Genomic DNA, 17249 nt, shown 5'->3' on the forward strand with positions numbered 1-17249 from the left:
TCTAAAGCCTCAGAGGCCGCCCAGCGAAAAATAGACGGCGAATCTTACTGGATAGTGCACAGCTTGCCAAGGGCAAGCGCGCAGCCGAACACAGACGCTTTTGGGGGCTCGGGTCGGGCACGCCAATGTTCGACGGGGTTCTTCCTGCGTGGTGGTGCATCACTTCCGCCACACGGAGAGGGGCCGAATTATCCAGATTGCGCGAAAAATTTCAACCTGCTTTTATGGGTGTCTTTGCCAAGGAGTGTTTTCCCGATGGAATACCGCAAGCTCGGCCGTACCGATCTCGATGTCAGCGCCCTGTGCCTGGGCACCATGACCTGGGGCGAGCAGAACGACGAGGCCGAGGCCTTCGCCCAGATCAAACTGGCCAAAACCAGCGGGGTCAATTTTATCGACACCGCCGAAATGTATCCGGTGCCGCCACGCCCCGAGACCTATGCCGCCACCGAGCGCATCATCGGCAACTGGTTCCGCCAGCACGGCGACCGTGATGACTGGATTCTCGCCAGCAAGGTCGCCGGCCCCGGCAACGGTATCAGCCACATCCGCGACGGCCAGCTCAAGCACAACCGCCAGCACATCGTGGCGGCGCTGGATGCGAGCCTTGAGCGCCTGCAAACCGACCGTATCGACCTGTATCAGCTGCACTGGCCGGAGCGCAGCACCAACTTCTTCGGCAAGCTGGGTTACCAGCACCTGCCGCATGACCTGTTCACCCCCCTGGAAGAAACCCTCGAGGTGCTCGACGAGCAGGTGCGGGCAGGCAAGATCCGCCACATTGGCCTTTCCAACGAAACGCCGTGGGGCACCATGAAGTTCCTGCACCTGGCCGACACCCGCGGCTGGCCCCGGGCGGTGTCGATCCAGAACCCGTACAACCTGCTCAACCGCAGCTTCGAGGTGGGCCTGGCGGAAGTGGCCATCCGCGAGCAGTGTGGCCTGCTGGCCTACTCGCCGCTGGCCTTCGGCATGCTGTCGGGTAAATACGAGAACGGCGCCCGGCCGGAAAAAGGCCGCCTGACCCTGTTCAGCCGCTTCGCCCGCTACTCCAACCCGCAGACCGTGGCGGCCTGCAGCCGCTATGTGCAACTGGCCCAGGCACACGGGCTGGACCCGGCACAAATGGCCCTGGCATTCGTCACCCGCCAGCCCTTCGTGACCAGCAACATCATCGGTGCCACTGACCTGGTACAACTTCAGAGCAACCTCAAAAGCCTGGAGCTGAACCTGAGTGATGAGCTGCTGGCGGCGATCGAGGCCGTTCATCAGGAGCAGCCCAACCCGGCACCTTGAACAAAGCTGCAAGAAAAAGCAGAGCGGTGTCGCAGCCTCTGCTTTTTTCTTGCCGCTTGCAGCTTGAAGCTTGCAGCTCGACAAAAAACATAAGACGATCCAGCCGGTGATTGACCACTCTACCCTATAAGAACAATGACAATGATGTTTACCCAACCCTCCGCGTCATTGCGGCGCGTCAGCATCCTGGCCATTGACAAGGTGTTCGCTTCGACCTTGATGCAAGCCAAGGACTTTTTCCACCTCGCCAGCCTGCGCTACAGCAAACAGCTGGGCCTGGGCCTGCAGCCCATGTTCGAGATCTGCCTGGTGAGCCCCGACGGCCGGCCGGTGGACAGTTTCAGCAATGTGCAGCTGCCGGTCGATGGCGGCCTGGACGACGCCGATGTGATCATCCTCCCAGCCTTCTGGGAAGACTTCGACAACCTGCTGCAACGTTATCCGCAAGTGCTGCCCTGGTTGCGCGAGCAACATGCCCGCGGCGCCGTACTCTGCGCTGAAGCCAGCGGGGTATTCTGGCTGGCCGAGTCCGGCCTGCTCGACGGCAAGGAGGCGACCACCTACTGGCGCTTCTTCACCAGCTTCGCCGAGCGCTACCCGAAGATCCGGCTGAACCAGGACAAGCACCTGACCGACGCCGACAACCTTTACTGCGCCGGCGGCACCACCTCGGCCTGCGACCTGTACATCTACCTGATCGAACGCTTCTGCGGGGCCAACGTGGCCCGCGCCGTGGCCCGTGACATCCTCTACGAAGTGCAGCGCAACTACACCCCTGGGCGCATGGGTTTCGGTGGGCAGAAGCTGCACCAGGACCTGATCATCCTGCAGATTCAACACTGGCTCGAGGAGCACTTCGCCGACAAGTTCCGCTTCGAGGATGTGGCCCGCAACCATGGCATGAGCATCCGCAACTTCATGCGGCGCTTCCAGGGCGCGACCGGCGACAAGCCGCTGCACTACCTGCAGCGGCTACGGATAGAAACAGCCAAGGGGTTGCTGTCGAGCACACGCAAGAGCATCAAGACCATCAGCTATGAAGTCGGCTATGACGATGCGAGTTTCTTTGCGCGGCTGTTCCGCCAGCACACGGAGTTGTCGCCGAACCAGTATCGGCAGCAGTTTATGCAGGAAGCCTGAATTCAGCCCAAGCGACCGTCTGTAATCGATGGACTCGCCCCCGCCGAGGCATCACAGTGCCACGGTGGCGTTCTAAGAAGCCAACGGCAGCGAGGGCGAGTCCATGAAAAAGCATAGTTCGAAGCACGATTCCCTGTCTTCCACTGATGTGGAGCTTTGCACAACCATCTGCGTAGACCTGACCAAGCAGGTCTTCCAGCTAGCAGGCGAAGATGCTGCCGGCCGGGTGATCTACGAAGATCGCATCAAATCCCGCCAAGCCTTCCATGATTTCTTGCTCAAACTACCCGTGACGGTGACCGTCTTGATGATCAGCCAGACGATCGCCGCCTCTTGCGCTGGCTATCCCGCCTTGGGCGCAAGGAGGCGGCAATCAGACTGGCTAATCGGAATCTGCGGATAATCTGGGCTCTGCTGCAGAGTGGCCAGGTTTACCAACGCAAAGCGGAAAATCGGTCGGAGGCTGCTATGAGCCGCTGATCAACTGAGCAATGCCACCGGGCGCTGAGCGCTCCAACCCCTGCTAGTGAACATTGACCCTTGGTAAGACCGTCGCAGACAGATGCCCCCGCTCCTACAGGCCTGATGAGTGGCCTCAATGTAAACGGCACGCTGCGAGCTCACCACGATGTTGGCCAGAAGCAAAAAGCTTCCTTGAATAGGCCTGATACGTAGATGCAACCGGGTTCCTATGTTCAAAAAGCAGCTAAGTCCATACATAGGAGCGGCCTTGCTGGGGCGCCGGACCGGTCGGAAAGGGCTGCGCAGCGGCCCCGATGTTTTTTGTTGCGCCACAGAACCTGGGGCCGCTGCGCGCCCCTTTCGCGACGCAAGGCCGCTCCTACAGCGCAAGGACCTCAGGGCTTGTGCGCGCGGGCCAGGAATTCGTGCGACTGCATCTCCAGCAACCGGCTCAAGGTGCGCTGGAACTCGAAGCTCAGGCGCCCACCGGTGTACAAATCCTTCAGCTCTACCTCGGCCGAAATGATCAGCTTGACGTTGCGGTCGTAGAACTCGTCCACCATGTTGATGAAGCGCCGGGCGATGTCGTCGGTGGTGACGCCCATCTGCTCGACGTTGCTCAACAGCACGGCATGGAAAATCTTGCCCAGTTCAATGTAGTCGTTCTGGCTGCGCGGCCCGTCGCACAGGGCGCGGAAGTCGAACCAGGCGACATCGTCACAGGTACGCAGCGCATGGATCGGGCGGTTCTCGATCATCAGCACGTCATTGTCGACGGCCTGGGTGCACTCGGGTGTCAGCGCCTTGAAGCTCGCACGCATGCTCTGCTCGGCAGCCTCGTCGAGCGGGAAGTGGAACAGTTCGGCCTGCTCCAGGTGACGCAGGCGGTAGTCGACCCCGCTGTCGACGTTCACCACGTCCGTATACTGCTTGATCATGGCGATGGCCGGCAGGAAGCGCGCACGCTGCAGGCCATCCTTGTACAGGCCGTCGGGGACGATGTTGGAGGTCGCCACCAGCGATACGCCGTTCTTGAACAGCTCTTCCATCAGGGTGCCGAGGATCATGGCATCGGTGATGTCGGAGACGAAGAATTCGTCGAAACAGATCACCTTGGCTTCATCGCTGAAGCGCTTGGCGATCAGGGTCAGCGGGTTCTTCTCGCCCTTGAGGGTTTTCATCTCCTCGTGCACCCGCTTCATGAAGCGGTGGAAGTGCGTACGCATCTTCTGCTTGAACGGCAGCGCTTCATAGAAGGTATCGACCAAGTAGGTCTTGCCCCGGCCTACCCCGCCCCAGAAATACAGGCCTTTGACCGGCGTCTGCTCCTTCTTGCCGAACAGCTTGCCGAACATGCCCGGCTTGTTGTTCTGCGCGTGCACCAGGTCGTCGTACAGGCGCTGCAAGTGACGCACCGCAGTTTCCTGCGCCGCATCATGGAAGAAGTCGGGACGTTTCAGATCTGCTTGATATCGTTCTAGGGGCGTCATGATTTCGTTAGCGAGGCAACAAAAAACGGGCCGTCACTGTAGCGACCGGCCCGCCTAATGGCAATCAGACTTGCGTCAAACTGTCTCAGTCCTGCTGCGGCGCCAGGGCCTCACGCAGGCTTTGAACGGCCATGTCACGGGCCTGGGCACTGGCAAACTGCGGCCCGTCGGCAACCTGCTCGCCGTTCAGCCACAAGCTGAAGCCCAGGCCTTCGACACGCACATCGGCGTCGCCGCCCTGCTGCAACTGCTTGCTCACCGCGCCCGCGCTCTTGCCGTCGGCGAAGCTGCGAGACAACAGCAGTTGCTCGCCATCAGCGGCCAACAGGCGGAAGCGGAAGCTGCCGTCCTCGTCACGGAAGCTGACGAAGCGTGCGCTCTTGACGGCCTTCTTCTTCACCTCTGTAGTGGCCTGCACGCTGCTACGGAACGAGCGCAGGCCAACGGCCTCGCGCAGTTGCTCGAGGAACGGCGTGGCGGTCTTGCGGGCCTTGGCAGCGCCAGCCAGCAGGATGTCTTCCAGGTCCGACGGGCGGGAAATCAGTTGGTGATAGTGCTCACGCTTCTCGGCCAGTTGCCCGTCAAGCAGCTGGAACAGGCGCTGCTTGGCCTCGCCCCAGCCCAGGCCCTGCAGCAGTTCTTCGCGAAACTCGGCGCATTGCACCGGCGTCGAGAAGGCCTGGAACAGGGTGAACAGGTGCGCGTTGTCCGGATCTTTCGCTTCGCCAGGTGCGCGGGAGTCGGTGACGATGCGCGAAATGGCGTCTTTCATGTCCTTGGCGCTGGAGAAAAGCGGGATGGTGTTGTCATAGCTCTTGGACATCTTGCGCCCGTCCAGGCCAGGCAACGTCGCCACACTTTCTTCGATAACCGCCTCTGGCAAGGCGAAGAAGTCCTTGCCTTGGCCGAACAGGTGGTTGAAGCGCTGGCCGATGTCACGGGCCATTTCCACGTGCTGGATCTGGTCGCGACCGACCGGCACCTTGTGCGCGTTGAACATCAGGATGTCCGCCGCCATCAGCACCGGGTAGCTGTAAAGGCCCATGGTCACGCCGGCGTCCGGGTCTTCGCCATTCTCGAGGTTCTTGTCCACCGAAGCCTTGTAGGCGTGCGCACGGTTGAGCAGGCCCTTGGCCGCAACGCAGGTGAGCAGCCAGGTCAGCTCGGGGATCTCGGGAATATCGGACTGACGATAGAAGGTCACCTTGTCCGGGTCGAGGCCGCCGGCCAGCCAGGTAGCAGCGATTTCCAGACGCGAGCGCTGAATGCGCAGCGGGTCATCGCACTTGATCAGGGCGTGGTAGTCGGCCAAAAAGTAGAACGAGTCGGCCCCCGGCTGCTGGCTGGCAACGATCGCCGGGCGAATGGCACCGGCGTAGTTGCCCAGGTGTGGGGTACCGGTGGTGGTGATACCAGTGAGAATGCGCGTGGTCATGGGTGTTCGCTTATTCAGGCTTGGCTCAATTCGAAAGGCGCGGCAGCAGCAGATCCTTCAGATCGGTCAGCTTGCCATGGAAGAAGTGTCCGCATTCTGCCACTTTCAGCAGCTCATGGGGGCGCGGCAGCGTGTCAGACCATTCGTAAACGAGCTGCGGTGCAACGACTTCGTCGGCATCTGGCTGCACCACGGTGATCGGGCAGCGCTGCGGCAAGGGGAACTCTGCAGTCAGGCGCATCACGGCCGGGGCTATCATGAACAGGTGCTGCAGCGTGACGTCAGCGCTCTCAAGGCGCCCGGCCAGGCTGGTGGCGACAAAGCCGCCGAACGAGAAGCCCATCAGCACCAGCGGCAGGTGCGGGTGTTTTTCGCGCAACCAGGCTGCGGCAGCTTGTGCATCGGCCACTTCACCAGCGCCCATGTCATGGCTGCCCGCGCTCTGGCCAACACCGCGGTAATTGAAACGCAATGTCACGTAGCCAGCGTCGCGTGCCGTGCGCTGCAGGGTCGAGACCACCTTGTTGAGCATGGTGCCACCCTGAACCGGATTGGGGTGGCAGATCAGCACCGCGCCACGGGCGTCGGCCACGTCCAGGTACAAGGCTTCCAGCTGGCCGACGGGGCCATCGATGAACAAGGGGGTTTCGCGGACAAGCAAGGCACTCACTCCGTGACCTCGAAGGGGGTCGATTCGTCTAGGGTAGGAATTCTGTTCTGATTTGCGATCGCTCGCGGTATACAGCGCAGGTCTGAGCCGTTAACGTAAAGCAAAGCCGTTTATAGAGGAAGGACTCGTGGAACTCTCGCTCCTTGTTTGGTTGTTGCCAACCCTGGCCCTGGTCATCGGTGTGGCGGTCGGTTTCATCGTGGCCCGCCTGCTGCCCAATGCTGCGCCGACCAACACCCAGCGCCAACTGGACGACATCCAGAAGCGCTTCGACAGCTACCAGAACGAAGTGGTCACCCACTTCAACAGCACCGCAATGCTGGTCAAGAAACTGACCCAGAGCTACCAGGATGTCCAGGATCACCTGGCCGAAGGCGCCAACAGCCTGGCCCTCGATGAAGTCACTCGCCAGCGCCTGCTGGCTGCACTGCACTCCGAGTCGGCCCAGGCACCACGTGACCGCCTGACGCCGCCGAAGGACACCGCCGAAGTACCGCGCGACTATGCGCCAAAAGCGCCGAACTCGCCGGGCATGCTTGACGAGAGCTACGGGCTCAAGCGTTGATCTGCTGAACACGTAAAAGGCCTCGTAAGAGGCCTTTTTTGTGGATGCCGTTTTCCTGCCCGTGCACGACCCCATGTAGGAGCGGCCTCGCGCCGCGAACGGGCTGCAAAGCAGCCCCGGCAATCTTGCAGGATGGCTGAAATCCGGGGGCCGCTGCGCGCCCCTTTCGCGGCACAAGGCCGCTCTTACAGATGCCCCAGCGCCTGCTCGATGTCCGCCAGCAGGTCTTGCACATCCTCCAGCCCCACCGATAACCTCACCAGCCCCTCCGATATCCCGTGATGCGCCCTCTCCTGCGGTGTGTAGCTGGAATGGGTCATGCTCGCCGGGTGCTGCGCCAGCGACTCGGCATCCCCCAGGCTCACTGCCCGGGCAAACAGCTGCAGGGCATTCATGAAGCGCCGCCCAGCCTCGAAACCACCCTTGAGCTCAAACGCAATCATCCCGCCCGGCAAACGCATCTGCCGCTGTGCCAGTTCGTACTGGGCAAACGACGGCAACCCCGGGTAATGAATCAGCTCTACCTGCGGCTGCCGAGCCAGGCATTGCGCCACCTGCAGTGCATTGGCGCAGTGCCGGTCCATGCGCAGTGCAAGGGTCTTGATACCGCGCATCAATAGCGAAGCGTCATGCGGCGAAAGCACAGCCCCGGTCATGTCTTTCAGCCCTTCCAGGCGAATGCGGTCGACCAGCGCTTTGCGCCCCACCACCAGGCCGGCGGTAATGTCGCCATGGCCACTGAGGTACTTGGTCGCCGAATGCACCACCAAGTCCGCCCCAAGCTCCAGCGGCCGCTGCAGATAAGGCGTGCAGTAGGTGTTATCGACCACCACAAGCACATCACTGCCTTGCACTGCCTCGACGACGGCCGCTATATCCACCAATTGCATGTTGGGGTTGGCCGGCGTTTCGAAGTAGATCATCCGCGTTTTGCCGTTGATCGCCGCTTTCATGGCCTTGGCATCGTTAAGGTCGACATGGCGAATCTTGACCCCGAACTCGCCGATGCCATGGTGCAGGAACGCGAAGGTGCAGCCATACAAGGTGCGCCCGACGATCAACTCATCACCAGGCCGCAGCAGGGTCCAGATGGTCGAAGTGATGGCGCCCATCCCCGACGCCAGCGCCAATCCCGCCTCTGCGCCCTCCAGCGAGGCCATGCGCTGCTCAAGCAAGGCCAGGGTGGGGTTGGAGATGCGGCTGTAGAAGTGCCCCGCCTCCTCCCCGGCGAAGCAGGCAGCACCGTATTCGACGGTCGGGAAGGCATAGGTAGCGGTCTGGTACACCGGTGGCACCAGGGCACCACCGTGGGAAAGCGGATCGTAGCCATGGTGAATGGCCCGTGTGGAAAAACCGGTGTTGTTATGGGAGTCGCGCATCGCAACAGCCTCTTGTGGTTTGTTATAAGCTTATGCCACCGAGCTGCCCGATTTTTTCCAAAATAGCCCACACATCTGCGTGCTTGCTGGAACAAAAACAACAATTAACGGACCAGGAGGGCAAAACATGCCTTCAAGCCTCGACCGCACCGACCGCGCCCTACTCGCCGCCTTACAGGACAACGCCCGCCTCACCGTCGCCGAACTCGCCGACCAGGTAGCCCTGACCACCTCGCCCTGCTGGCGACGGGTCAAGCTGCTGGAGGACAACGGCTACATCACCGGCTACCAGGCTATTCTTTCGCCCAAATCGCTAGGGTTTGGGGTAACTGCGTTCGTCAGCATCATGATGGACTCGCACACCAAGGAAATGGCGCTGGCGTTCGAACAGCGGCTGATGGAAATCCCCGAGATCGTCGCCTGCCACAACATCTCCGGGCGCTATGACTTCCTGCTGGAAATCCTCGCACGGGATCTGGAGTCGTTCGGCGAATTTACCCGCGAAGTGCTGCAGCGCTTGCCCGGGGTGAAGGAGATTTATTCGAGTTTTTCCTACAAGGCAGTTAAGGAAAAACGCGTGATCCCCGTGTCGGAAACGCATATCTGAATGAGACCTTTCAAGCCGGAAGTAGGGCTAGCTTTCCCCATTTCCTCCAATGAGCAGTTGCTCAATAACACAACCAGTCAAAAAGTCACCTAAGAGCGCACTAAAATCTAAATCCACATAAAACCACCAAGCGTATTAAGTTTGGTGGTCTACATTCAGCGAAACGCGATTATGCATCACGGATAGTCATGTGGAATCTTAATGAGTGGCGGAGGGATTGGTGGATAGACCTCCGGATATATTTTGGTTCTACGCGGCAGCCGTCCAGGCACATAGCCATAGCGCGCCCATCGCACCTCCCCATTACGACCGTCAAAGATCAGGATATTTCCCGTATCAGTCAACGCAAGATAGTTGTTTTCCCAGTAGGACCTATCCAGTGTTTCAGTGGACTGTGCGGACCAGATCCGCAGTCGGACAGGATCATATAAAAATCCGGAGTTGCTGACAACGAACTGGAGTGACTCGCGAGTTCGTAACCGAAATGTAGAGCTATGAGATTGACTCTCGTCTGCCACCCATACGACGGTCCCCCCATCTTCCAACACAAGATTTCCATCACTTCGAAGACGCAGAATAAACCGGCCATTCTCTGATTTTATAAACTGCCCAGCCTGCATGGCTTGATTAGGAGGTAGCAATATCCCACCAGAACCAAGGAAAGGCTGATAGCGGTTTTCCGATACTTACTTCGCCCCATTGCACACCTCATTCCTATGGATACACATGGAGTGCTCAAGCAGCGCTCCATGGCCATCATGGGTACATAGCGCGCAAAACAACACATAGAATTACTCCCCACCAAATCAGGAACAAATTCCTACGCATCAAGGCGGAATTTCCTACACCTATTGCGCCATATTAATTCTCGAAAACAAGGCATAATTCAAGAACAAACCGCTCACCCAGTCCCTGCACAGCAACGTGTACCCCTCGAGCAAATAATTACTTTAACGAACTCTACCCATGAAAAAGCTAGCGATCACCACCCTATTATTGCTAAGTGGATGCACCGGCGAAATGCCTATGCTTCTCCCTGACAAACAAGAAATCCACTTTAAATGCGACATGGATCCCTACAAGCAGGGTTGCGAACGACAGAAGGATTACCAAGAACACTTCCGATGGATAGATAACACAAAACAAAACAACCCTACGGAGTAATTACTCGAAATTCGAAATCCATGTGCTTGCTTCGCGACAACACAGAACTGCAGCAGCCTCATGCAGACCTGCCAAAGGCAATCGAGCGCAGGATCCGGCAGATACAATTGGAGCAGCAGATCTGTTTCGACTGTCTGCCTAACTTCGTACAGCATCAGGTGGTTCAGGCCACGTCCATTCAGGATACCGATACCCTGCCCCAGCGGCTGTCGGCATACTTGAATACCGCCAACGGTCTGATTGAGGCCAAGAAGGCGTAAGTACCGGCATTCAGCGAATCCAACCCGAACATCATCGGGCCACTGCCCAAGCCGCAAACCGAAGCCTTGCAACATTTGGTCGATGAGCAGGCCACACGTCGAGCCGGACAACTGTGGGCGGACTACCATCGCGCACTCGCGCTGACAGAATCCATTCGCTACCTGCAAGGGTCAGCGCTGCGATGGGCAACCTGGCTCAGCGCGCCATTGAGGCGGAGCAACTTCAAGCCAGGCACGCGGCAGAACAGGCTGCGGGCCAGGAAGCTGCACGACTGAAGGCCGAAACGCAACGATTGGCTGCCGAAGAGGCTGCACGAAAACAGGCAGAAGCCGAACGACTGGCAGCACACGCTGAACGTCAGCGCCAAGAAGCGGCAAGCCAACGCATCAGCTACATCAGCGATGCCCGAACCGCATCCTCAGTACCCACCATCACTCCGATCGGCGCGGCAACGTTCGCACTAGCGGAAAGTGCGTCCACTGTAATGCTGGAGGCTATCAAAGCAGCAGTAGCTGGCATGGGGGCGGTGACCGTTGCGGCTGCTCCTCAGTTCATCGTCACCGCTCTGGCAGCAGCTTGGCCATCAACACTCGGTAGTGCTGATCGGCGCTACCTTGTCAGCACCCCACTCTCCAGACCCAAGCCTTCTTGGCACTTTCGGCGCCTTGGCCATCATCTTTTCCACCGGATGTAGCGGATTAGCCATGCGCCCTCCAATAAACAAAAAACCCGCCGAAGCGGGTTTTTTGATGCAGCAGCCAGCGCTTAGATCGCGCCGCGCTGACGCAGCACGTCCAGCACCTGTTTCACACCTTCGTCCACGCTAGTGGCCTGGGTGTCGATCACAAGGTCAGCATCCAGCGGCACATCGAACGGGAAGCTTTCACCCGGGATGTTGTCACCACCAGCCGCGTACAGGCCTTGCGGGTCGCGCTCACGGCAGGCCAATGGCGAGGCCTGGACGTAAACGGTCACCAGGCGCTCCTTGCCGATCAGCGCCTTGGCCTGCTCGCGGCCTTCGGCATCCGGGGCCACGAACGCGGCCAGGGTCAGCAGGCCGGCTTCGTTGAACTGGCGCGCCACATGGGCGGCGCGGCGCCAGTTTTCGGTGCGACCGGCGCGGTCTTGCGGCAGGCCCTTGTTCAGGTCGTGGCGCAGGTTCTGGCCGTCGAGCACGTAAACTGCACGGCCCATGTCGAACAGCTTGCGCTCGACCGCGTAGGCCAGGGTGCTCTTGCCAGCGCCGGACAGGCCGCTGAACAGCACGGTGGCTGGCTGCTGGCCGAAGCGCAGGGCGCGCTCTTCGGTGGACACGTGGGCCTGCTTGCCATGCTGGCCGGTGCTGCCGTGCGGCAGAACAGGCGGAGCGATGATCATGCCGGCGCCGACGGTGCCGTTGGTCAGGCGGTCGATGACGATGAACGCACCGGTGGTGCGGTTGCTGTCGTAGCCGTCCAGGGCGATGGCGCTGTCCAGCGACACCTTGACGCGACCGATCTCGTTCAGTTGCAGCGCGCTGGCTGCATCTTTTTCGAGGGTGTTCACATCGACCTTGTGGGTGATGCTGGCAATCGAGCCTGGCACGTAGCTGGTGGCGCGCTTGATGTCGTATTTCTTGCCCGGCAGCATCGGTTCTTCGGCCATCCATACCAGCATGGCGTCGAACTGGTCGGTCACTGGCGGGACGTTGTCGGCATGCACCAGCAGGTCGCCACGGGAGATGTCGATCTCGTCTTCCATGGTCAGGGTCACGGCCTGGCCCGGGCCGGCGTTCTCCAGTTCACCTTCGTAGGTGACGATGGACTTGACCCGGCTGCTCTTGCCCGAGGGCAGTACGACGATTTCGTCACCTTTGTGCACAACGCCGCTGGCAAGGGTACCGGCGAAGCCGCGGAAGTTCAGGTTCGGGCGGTTGACGTACTGCACCGGGAAACGCAGGTCGGTGAAGTTGCGGTCGGCCGCGACCTCGACGGTTTCGAGGATTTCCATCAGCGCAGGGCCGGTGTACCACGGCGAACGCTCGCTGCGGTTGACCACGTTGTCGCCCTTGAGCGCCGACATCGGCACGAAGTGCAGGCTGCTCGGGGTCAGGTTGATGGCATCGGCAAACTTCAGGTAGTCGGCCTTGATTTCCTCGAAGACGCCTTCATCGAAGCCTTTGAGGTCCATCTTGTTGACCGCGACGACGATGTGCTTGATGCCCAGCAACGAAGCGATGTAGCTGTGGCGGCGGGTCTGGGTCTGCACGCCGTAGCGGGCATCCACCAGAATGATCGCCAGGTCGCAGGTGGACGCGCCGGTGGCCATGTTGCGGGTGTACTGCTCGTGGCCCGGGGTATCGGCAATGATGAACTTGCGCTTGGCGGTGGAGAAGTAGCGGTAGGCGACATCGATGGTGATGCCCTGCTCACGCTCGGCCTGCAGACCATCGACCAGCAGCGCCAGGTCGACTTCTTCACCGGTGGTACCGGACTTCTTCGAATCACGGGTGATGGCCTCGAGGTGGTCCTCGTAGATCATCTTGGAGTCGTGCAGCAGGCGCCCGATCAGGGTGCTCTTGCCGTCGTCGACGTTGCCGCAGGTCAGGAAACGCAGCAGTTCCTTGCGCTCGTGCTGGGCCAGGTAGGCGAGGATGTCCTCGCTGATCAGATCAGATTGGTGCGACATGGAGTAACCCTGAAATTAGAAGTAGCCTTGGCGTTTCTTGTCTTCCATGGAACCGGCGCCATCGTGGTCGATGACACGGCCCTGGCGTTCGGACGTTCGGGTCAGGAGCATTTCCTGAATGATGTCCGTCAGGGTCTCGGCTTCCGACTCGACAGCACCCGTCAACGGGTAGCAGCCCAGGGTACGGAAACGCACCTTCTTCTTGACGATGCGCGCTTTCTCTTCCTCGGAGAGGTGCTCGAGGATGCGCTCGTCGTCGATCATGATCAGGGTGCCGTTCTTCTCGATGACTTCACGCTCGGCGGCGAAGTACAACGGCACGATCGGGATGCCTTCAAGGTAGATGTACTGCCAGATGTCCAGCTCGGTCCAGTTCGACAGGGGGAACACGCGGATCGACTCGCCCTTGTTGACCTTGCCGTTATAGACGTTCCACAGTTCCGGGCGCTGGTTCTTCGGGTCCCAGCGGTGCTTGCTGTCACGGAACGAGTAGACGCGCTCTTTGGCACGTGACTTCTCTTCATCGCGGCGGGCACCACCGAAAGCGGCGTCGAAACCATGCTTGTCCAGTGCCTGCTTGAGGCCTTGGGTTTTCATGATGTCGGTGTGCTTGGAGCTGCCATGGGTGAACGGGTTGATGCCCTGCGCCACACCTTCGGGGTTGACGTGGGTGATCAGCTCCAGGCCCATTTCTTCGACCATCTTGTCGCGGAAGCGGTACATCTCCTGGAATTTCCACTGGGTGTCGACGTGCATCACCGGGAACGGCAGCTTGCCTGGGAAGAAGGCTTTGCGCGCCAGGTGCAGCATCACGGCGGAATCCTTGCCGATCGAGTACAGCATCACCGGGTTGTCGAACTCGGCGGCCACCTCGCGGATGATGTGGATGCTTTCCGCCTCCAGCTGTTTCAAGTGCGTCAGTTTGTCGACCATGGCTACTCACGTAAAACGATCTTATGGACGGCCTTCGGGCCGTGTTCGAGCGAGCCACTTTATCACAGCGGCTGATTCTATTTAGGCGCCGGACTAGATCGAAAAGGTCTAACGATATGACTGGGGGTTTGGCTATCAAAGGGCCGCTCTGCGGCCCAATCGCCGGCAAGCCGGCCCCACCGCCCCATGGGAGCCAGCTTGCCGGCGATGAGGCCGAAGATGGCCTCAGATAGGGTTCGGGCAGTCGATGAACAGGTGCTCCAGAGCAAAGCGCCGCGCCAGGTAGTCGCCCAGCGCCTGCACACCATAGCGCTCGGTGGCATGATGCCCGGCGGCAATGAAGCTCACGCCATTCTCGCGGGCACTGTGGTAGGTCTGTTCGGACGCTTCACCACTGATGAACAAGTCCACCCCGGCAGCAATCGCCGTATCGATATAGCCCTGCCCACCGCCCGTACACCAGCCGACGCGACGGATCACCTGGTCACCTTCGACCAGCAGGGGTTCGCGCCCCATGACCTCCTGAACACGGCGGGCGAAATCGCGCGCCGTCACAGGCTCGGCCAACGAGCCGACCAGCCCGACCACCTTGGGGTCGCTTGGGTCCAGCGGCCCTTCGACGGTGATGTCCAGCTGGCGGGCCAGTTGCACGTTGTTGCCGACCTCAGGGTGCACATCCAGCGGCAAGTGGAAGGCCAGCAGGCTGATGTCGTGCTTGAGCAGGGTTTTCAAGCGCCGCTGCTTGATCCCGGTAATGCACGGGTTCTCGCCCTTCCAGAAATAACCGTGGTGTACCAGCACCAGGTCGGCCTGTGCCTCGACCGCCGCATCCAGCAATGCCTGGCTGGCGGTGACGCCGCTGACGATGCGGCTGACCTGCGGGCGGCCTTCGACCTGCAGGCCGTTGGGGCAGTAATCCTGGATTTTCGCGCTACCCAGGTAACGCTCGGCTTCTTCAACCAGGGTGTCAAGGGCGACGGCCATGGAAAATCTCCTCGAAATCTGCACGTTCAACGGGAACAACGCCCGTATAATGGCCGCCATTATGGGCCGTCGCCGGCGTTGGGGAAACCGGTGTATGATCGCGCGCGTTCGCGCCCCGCCGCACCACCATGGCCCTCGCCCACTCCCAGGATTCGTTCATGTTCAAGGCTTTGCGTTATTTTGGCTGGCCCCTACTTACCGGCATACTGATCGCCATGCTGATCATCCAGCGCTTCCCGCAGTGGGTCGGCCTGCCCAGCCAGGATGTAAACCTGCAACAAGCGCCACAGACCACGCAGATCATGCAAGGCCCGGTGTCCTATGCCGACGCCGTCACGCTCGCCGCCCCTGCCGTGGTCAACCTGTACACCACCAAGGTGGTGAACAAGAGCGCCCACCCGCTGTTCGAAGACCCGCAGTTCCGCCGCTTCTTCGGCGACAACCTGCCCAAGCAACGGCGCTGGGAGTCGAGCCTGGGCTCGGCGGTGATCATGAGCCCCGAGGGCTATCTGCTGACCAACAACCACGTCACCAGCGGCGCCGACCAGATCGTCGTGGCGCTCAAAGACGGCCGCGAAACCCTGGCACGGGTGATCGGCAGCGACCCCGAAACCGATCTGGCGGTATTGAAGATCGACCTGAAGAACCTGCCGGCCATCACCATCGGCCGCTCCGACACCATCCACATCGGTGACGTCACCCTGGCCATCGGCAACCCCTTCGGCGTCGGCCAGACCGTTACCATGGGCATCATCAGCGCCACTGGCCGCAACCAGCTGGGCCTGAACAACTACGAAGACTTCATCCAGACCGACGCCGCAATCAACCCGGGCAACTCCGGCGGCGCGCTGGTCGATGCCAACGGCAACCTGGTCGGCATCAATACGGCGATCTTCTCCAAATCGGGCGGTTCGCAGGGCATCGGCTTCGCCATACCGGTCAAACTGGCGCTGGAAGTGATGAAGTCGATCGTCGAGCACGGCCAGGTGATTCGTGGCTGGCTGGGTATCGAAGTTCAGCCGCTGAGCCAGGAACTGGCCGAATCGTTCGGCATGCAAGGGCGCCCAGGCATCGTTGTAGCGGGCATTTTCCGCGATGGCCCGGCGCAGAAGGCCGGGTTGCAACTGGGTGACGTGATCCTGAGCATCAATGGTGAGCCGGCCGGTGACGGGCGCAAGTCGATGAACCAGGTGGCGCGGATCAAGCCCAACGAGAAGATCACCATCGAGGTGATGCGCAACGGGCAGCAGTTGAAGCTGATCGCCGAAGTGGGGCTACGGCCGCCGCCTGCGCCGGCTGCGGCTCAGGAAGAGAAGTAAGGCTTCAAGATCCGGGGCTGCTTTGCAGCCCTTTCGCGACACAAGGCCGCTCCTGCAGGCAAAACGCGTGACCCTGCAGGAGCGGCCTTGTGCCCCTACAGCATCAGTGCAGGATCTGGCTTAGGAACAGCTTTGTCCGGTCACTGCGTGGCCGGTCGAAGAAGTCATCCGGCGCAGCCTGCTCCACGATCTCCCCCTTATCCATGAAGATCACCCGGTTCGCCACGGTTCGGGCAAAGCCCATTTCGTGGGTCACGCAGAGCATGGTCATGCCGTCCTCGGCCAGGCCAACCATGGTGTCGAGCACTTCCTTGACCATTTCCGGGTCGAGCGCCGACGTCGGCTCGTCGAACAGCATGATTTTCGGCTTCATGCACAGCGCCCGGGCAATCGCCACGCGCTGCTGCTGGCCACCGGACAACTGCCCAGGGTACTTGTGCGCCTGCTCCGGGATACGTACCCGCTCCAGATAGTGCATGGCGATTTCCTCGGCCTTGCGCCGCGGCATCTTGCGTACCCACATGGGCGCCAGGGTGCAGTTTTCAAGGATGGTCAGGTGCGGGAACAGGTTGAAGTGCTGGAACACCATGCCCACCTCACGGCGGATCGCCTCGATCTGCTTGAGATCGTTGGTCAACTCCACACCATCGACCACGATGCGCCCCTGCTGGTGTTCTTCCAGGCGGTTGAGGCAGCGGATGGTGGTGGACTTGCCCGAACCGGAAGGCCCGCACAGCACGATACGCTCACCCTGGCGCACGTTCAGGTTGATGTCCTTCAGTACATGGAACTGGCCGTACCACTTGTTGACGCCCTGCATCTGGATGATGCCTTCGGGGCCGGCAGGCTGCTTGATCGCTTCACTCATTTCGAAACT

General features: G+C 60.4%; 14 protein-coding genes and 1 pseudogene. 7 read left to right on the forward strand and 8 right to left on the reverse strand.

The genetic code is table 11. The annotated features are described in order from the left end of the window. Positions 1–255: 255 nt before the first annotated feature. The 3 genes and pseudogenes from NGJ21_RS07845 to NGJ21_RS26045 form a co-directional block, all read left to right on the forward strand. Positions 256–1296 carry an NADP(H)-dependent aldo-keto reductase gene (locus NGJ21_RS07845; RefSeq protein WP_251961988.1) on the forward strand — a complete coding sequence of 347 codons (1041 nt, stop codon included), beginning with the start codon at positions 256–258 and terminating at the stop codon, positions 1294–1296. A gap of 219 nt (positions 1297–1515) precedes the next feature. Continuing rightward, positions 1516–2436, forward strand: a complete 921-nt coding sequence (locus tag NGJ21_RS07850) for a GlxA family transcriptional regulator (protein WP_174142280.1) — start codon at positions 1516–1518, stop codon at positions 2434–2436. A gap of 309 nt (positions 2437–2745) precedes the next feature. Further along, positions 2746–2916: pseudogene (locus tag NGJ21_RS26045) on the forward strand (IS110 family transposase); the annotation flags it as partial. A gap of 377 nt (positions 2917–3293) precedes the next feature. Here NGJ21_RS26045 and zapE read toward each other — a convergent pair. The 3 genes from zapE to NGJ21_RS07870 all read right to left on the reverse strand — a co-directional run bounded on the left by zapE (position 3294) and on the right by NGJ21_RS07870 (position 6484). After that, positions 3294–4388: a cell division protein ZapE gene (gene zapE, locus NGJ21_RS07860; protein WP_039603943.1), complete on the reverse strand. Its 1095-nt coding sequence runs from the start codon at positions 4386–4388 to the stop codon at positions 3294–3296. An 85-nt stretch (positions 4389–4473) separates the two neighbouring features. Further along, entirely contained in the window at positions 4474–5823 is a 1350-nt protein-coding gene (locus NGJ21_RS07865; protein WP_046784839.1) for a tryptophan--tRNA ligase, read from the reverse strand. A gap of 25 nt (positions 5824–5848) precedes the next feature. Next, on the reverse strand, positions 5849–6484 hold the full coding sequence (locus NGJ21_RS07870; protein WP_115273633.1) for an alpha/beta hydrolase: 636 nt from the start codon (positions 6482–6484) through the stop codon (positions 5849–5851). Between the two features lie 136 nt (positions 6485–6620). Here NGJ21_RS07870 and NGJ21_RS07875 point away from each other — a divergent pair, with 136 nt between their 5' ends. Continuing rightward, positions 6621–7058, forward strand: coding sequence for a Z-ring associated ZapG family protein (locus tag NGJ21_RS07875; RefSeq protein ID WP_012312843.1), 438 nt, complete (start codon positions 6621–6623; stop codon positions 7056–7058). A 185-nt stretch (positions 7059–7243) separates the two neighbouring features. On the opposite strand, the gene NGJ21_RS07880 is transcribed toward NGJ21_RS07875, so the two are convergent. After that, complete coding sequence (locus NGJ21_RS07880; RefSeq protein ID WP_115273632.1) at positions 7244–8437, reverse strand: methionine gamma-lyase; 1194 nt, start codon at positions 8435–8437, stop codon at positions 7244–7246. 127 nt (positions 8438–8564) lie between these two features. On the opposite strand from NGJ21_RS07880, the gene NGJ21_RS07885 reads away from it, so the two are divergent. Together NGJ21_RS07885 and NGJ21_RS07890 are read left to right on the forward strand one after the other, a co-directional pair. Beyond that, complete coding sequence (locus NGJ21_RS07885) at positions 8565–9044, forward strand: Lrp/AsnC family transcriptional regulator (RefSeq protein ID WP_039604488.1); 480 nt, start codon at positions 8565–8567, stop codon at positions 9042–9044. 1606 nt (positions 9045–10650) lie between these two features. Next, positions 10651–11163 (forward strand): hypothetical protein, encoded by a 513-nt coding sequence (locus tag NGJ21_RS07890; protein WP_251961989.1) that lies wholly within the window; start codon positions 10651–10653, stop codon positions 11161–11163. Between the two features lie 71 nt (positions 11164–11234). Here the strand turns inward: NGJ21_RS07890 and cysN are convergent, their stop codons facing one another. From cysN to NGJ21_RS07905, 3 genes are all read right to left on the reverse strand, one after another. Then, positions 11235–13136 (reverse strand): sulfate adenylyltransferase subunit CysN, encoded by a 1902-nt coding sequence (cysN, locus tag NGJ21_RS07895; protein WP_046784834.1) that lies wholly within the window; start codon positions 13134–13136, stop codon positions 11235–11237. 15 nt (positions 13137–13151) lie between these two features. Then, complete coding sequence (cysD, locus tag NGJ21_RS07900; RefSeq protein ID WP_009684445.1) at positions 13152–14069, reverse strand: sulfate adenylyltransferase subunit CysD; 918 nt, start codon at positions 14067–14069, stop codon at positions 13152–13154. 225 nt (positions 14070–14294) lie between these two features. Beyond that, a complete protein-coding gene (locus NGJ21_RS07905; protein WP_012312837.1) occupies positions 14295–15053 on the reverse strand; it encodes a Nif3-like dinuclear metal center hexameric protein in 759 nt (252 codons plus the stop codon). A 158-nt stretch (positions 15054–15211) separates the two neighbouring features. Here NGJ21_RS07905 and algW point away from each other — a divergent pair, with 158 nt between their 5' ends. Continuing rightward, complete coding sequence (gene algW, locus NGJ21_RS07910; RefSeq protein WP_115273626.1) at positions 15212–16372, forward strand: Do family serine endopeptidase AlgW; 1161 nt, start codon at positions 15212–15214, stop codon at positions 16370–16372. Between the two features lie 103 nt (positions 16373–16475). Here algW and NGJ21_RS07915 read toward each other — a convergent pair whose 3' ends face one another. Further along, a complete protein-coding gene (locus NGJ21_RS07915) occupies positions 16476–17240 on the reverse strand; it encodes an amino acid ABC transporter ATP-binding protein (RefSeq protein ID WP_012312835.1) in 765 nt (254 codons plus the stop codon). Between the last annotated feature and the right edge of the window lie 9 nt (positions 17241–17249).

Source organism: Pseudomonas sp. Marseille-Q5299, from assembly GCF_943737035.1.
Classification (GTDB): domain Bacteria; phylum Pseudomonadota; class Gammaproteobacteria; order Pseudomonadales; family Pseudomonadaceae; genus Aquipseudomonas; species Aquipseudomonas putida_E.

Excerpts from the sequence above, each read along its gene's own strand:
- NGJ21_RS07845 (WP_251961988.1), top strand. The coding sequence starts at position 256 with ATGGAATACCGCAAGCTCGGCCGTACCGATCTCGATGTCAGCGCCCTG.
- NGJ21_RS07850 (WP_174142280.1), top strand. The coding sequence starts at position 1,516 with ATGCAAGCCAAGGACTTTTTCCACCTCGCCAGCCTGCGCTACAGCAAA.
- zapE (WP_039603943.1), bottom strand. The coding sequence starts at position 4,388 with ATGACGCCCCTAGAACGATATCAAGCAGATCTGAAACGTCCCGACTTC.
- NGJ21_RS07865 (WP_046784839.1), bottom strand. The coding sequence starts at position 5,823 with ATGACCACGCGCATTCTCACTGGTATCACCACCACCGGTACCCCACAC.
- NGJ21_RS07880 (WP_115273632.1), bottom strand. The coding sequence starts at position 8,437 with ATGCGCGACTCCCATAACAACACCGGTTTTTCCACACGGGCCATTCAC.
- NGJ21_RS07885 (WP_039604488.1), top strand. The coding sequence starts at position 8,565 with ATGCCTTCAAGCCTCGACCGCACCGACCGCGCCCTACTCGCCGCCTTA.
- NGJ21_RS07890 (WP_251961989.1), top strand. The coding sequence starts at position 10,651 with ATGGGCAACCTGGCTCAGCGCGCCATTGAGGCGGAGCAACTTCAAGCC.
- cysN (WP_046784834.1), bottom strand. The coding sequence starts at position 13,136 with ATGTCGCACCAATCTGATCTGATCAGCGAGGACATCCTCGCCTACCTG.
- cysD (WP_009684445.1), bottom strand. The coding sequence starts at position 14,069 with ATGGTCGACAAACTGACGCACTTGAAACAGCTGGAGGCGGAAAGCATC.
- NGJ21_RS07905 (WP_012312837.1), bottom strand. The coding sequence starts at position 15,053 with ATGGCCGTCGCCCTTGACACCCTGGTTGAAGAAGCCGAGCGTTACCTG.
- algW (WP_115273626.1), top strand. The coding sequence starts at position 15,212 with ATGTTCAAGGCTTTGCGTTATTTTGGCTGGCCCCTACTTACCGGCATA.
- NGJ21_RS07915 (WP_012312835.1), bottom strand. The coding sequence starts at position 17,240 with ATGAGTGAAGCGATCAAGCAGCCTGCCGGCCCCGAAGGCATCATCCAG.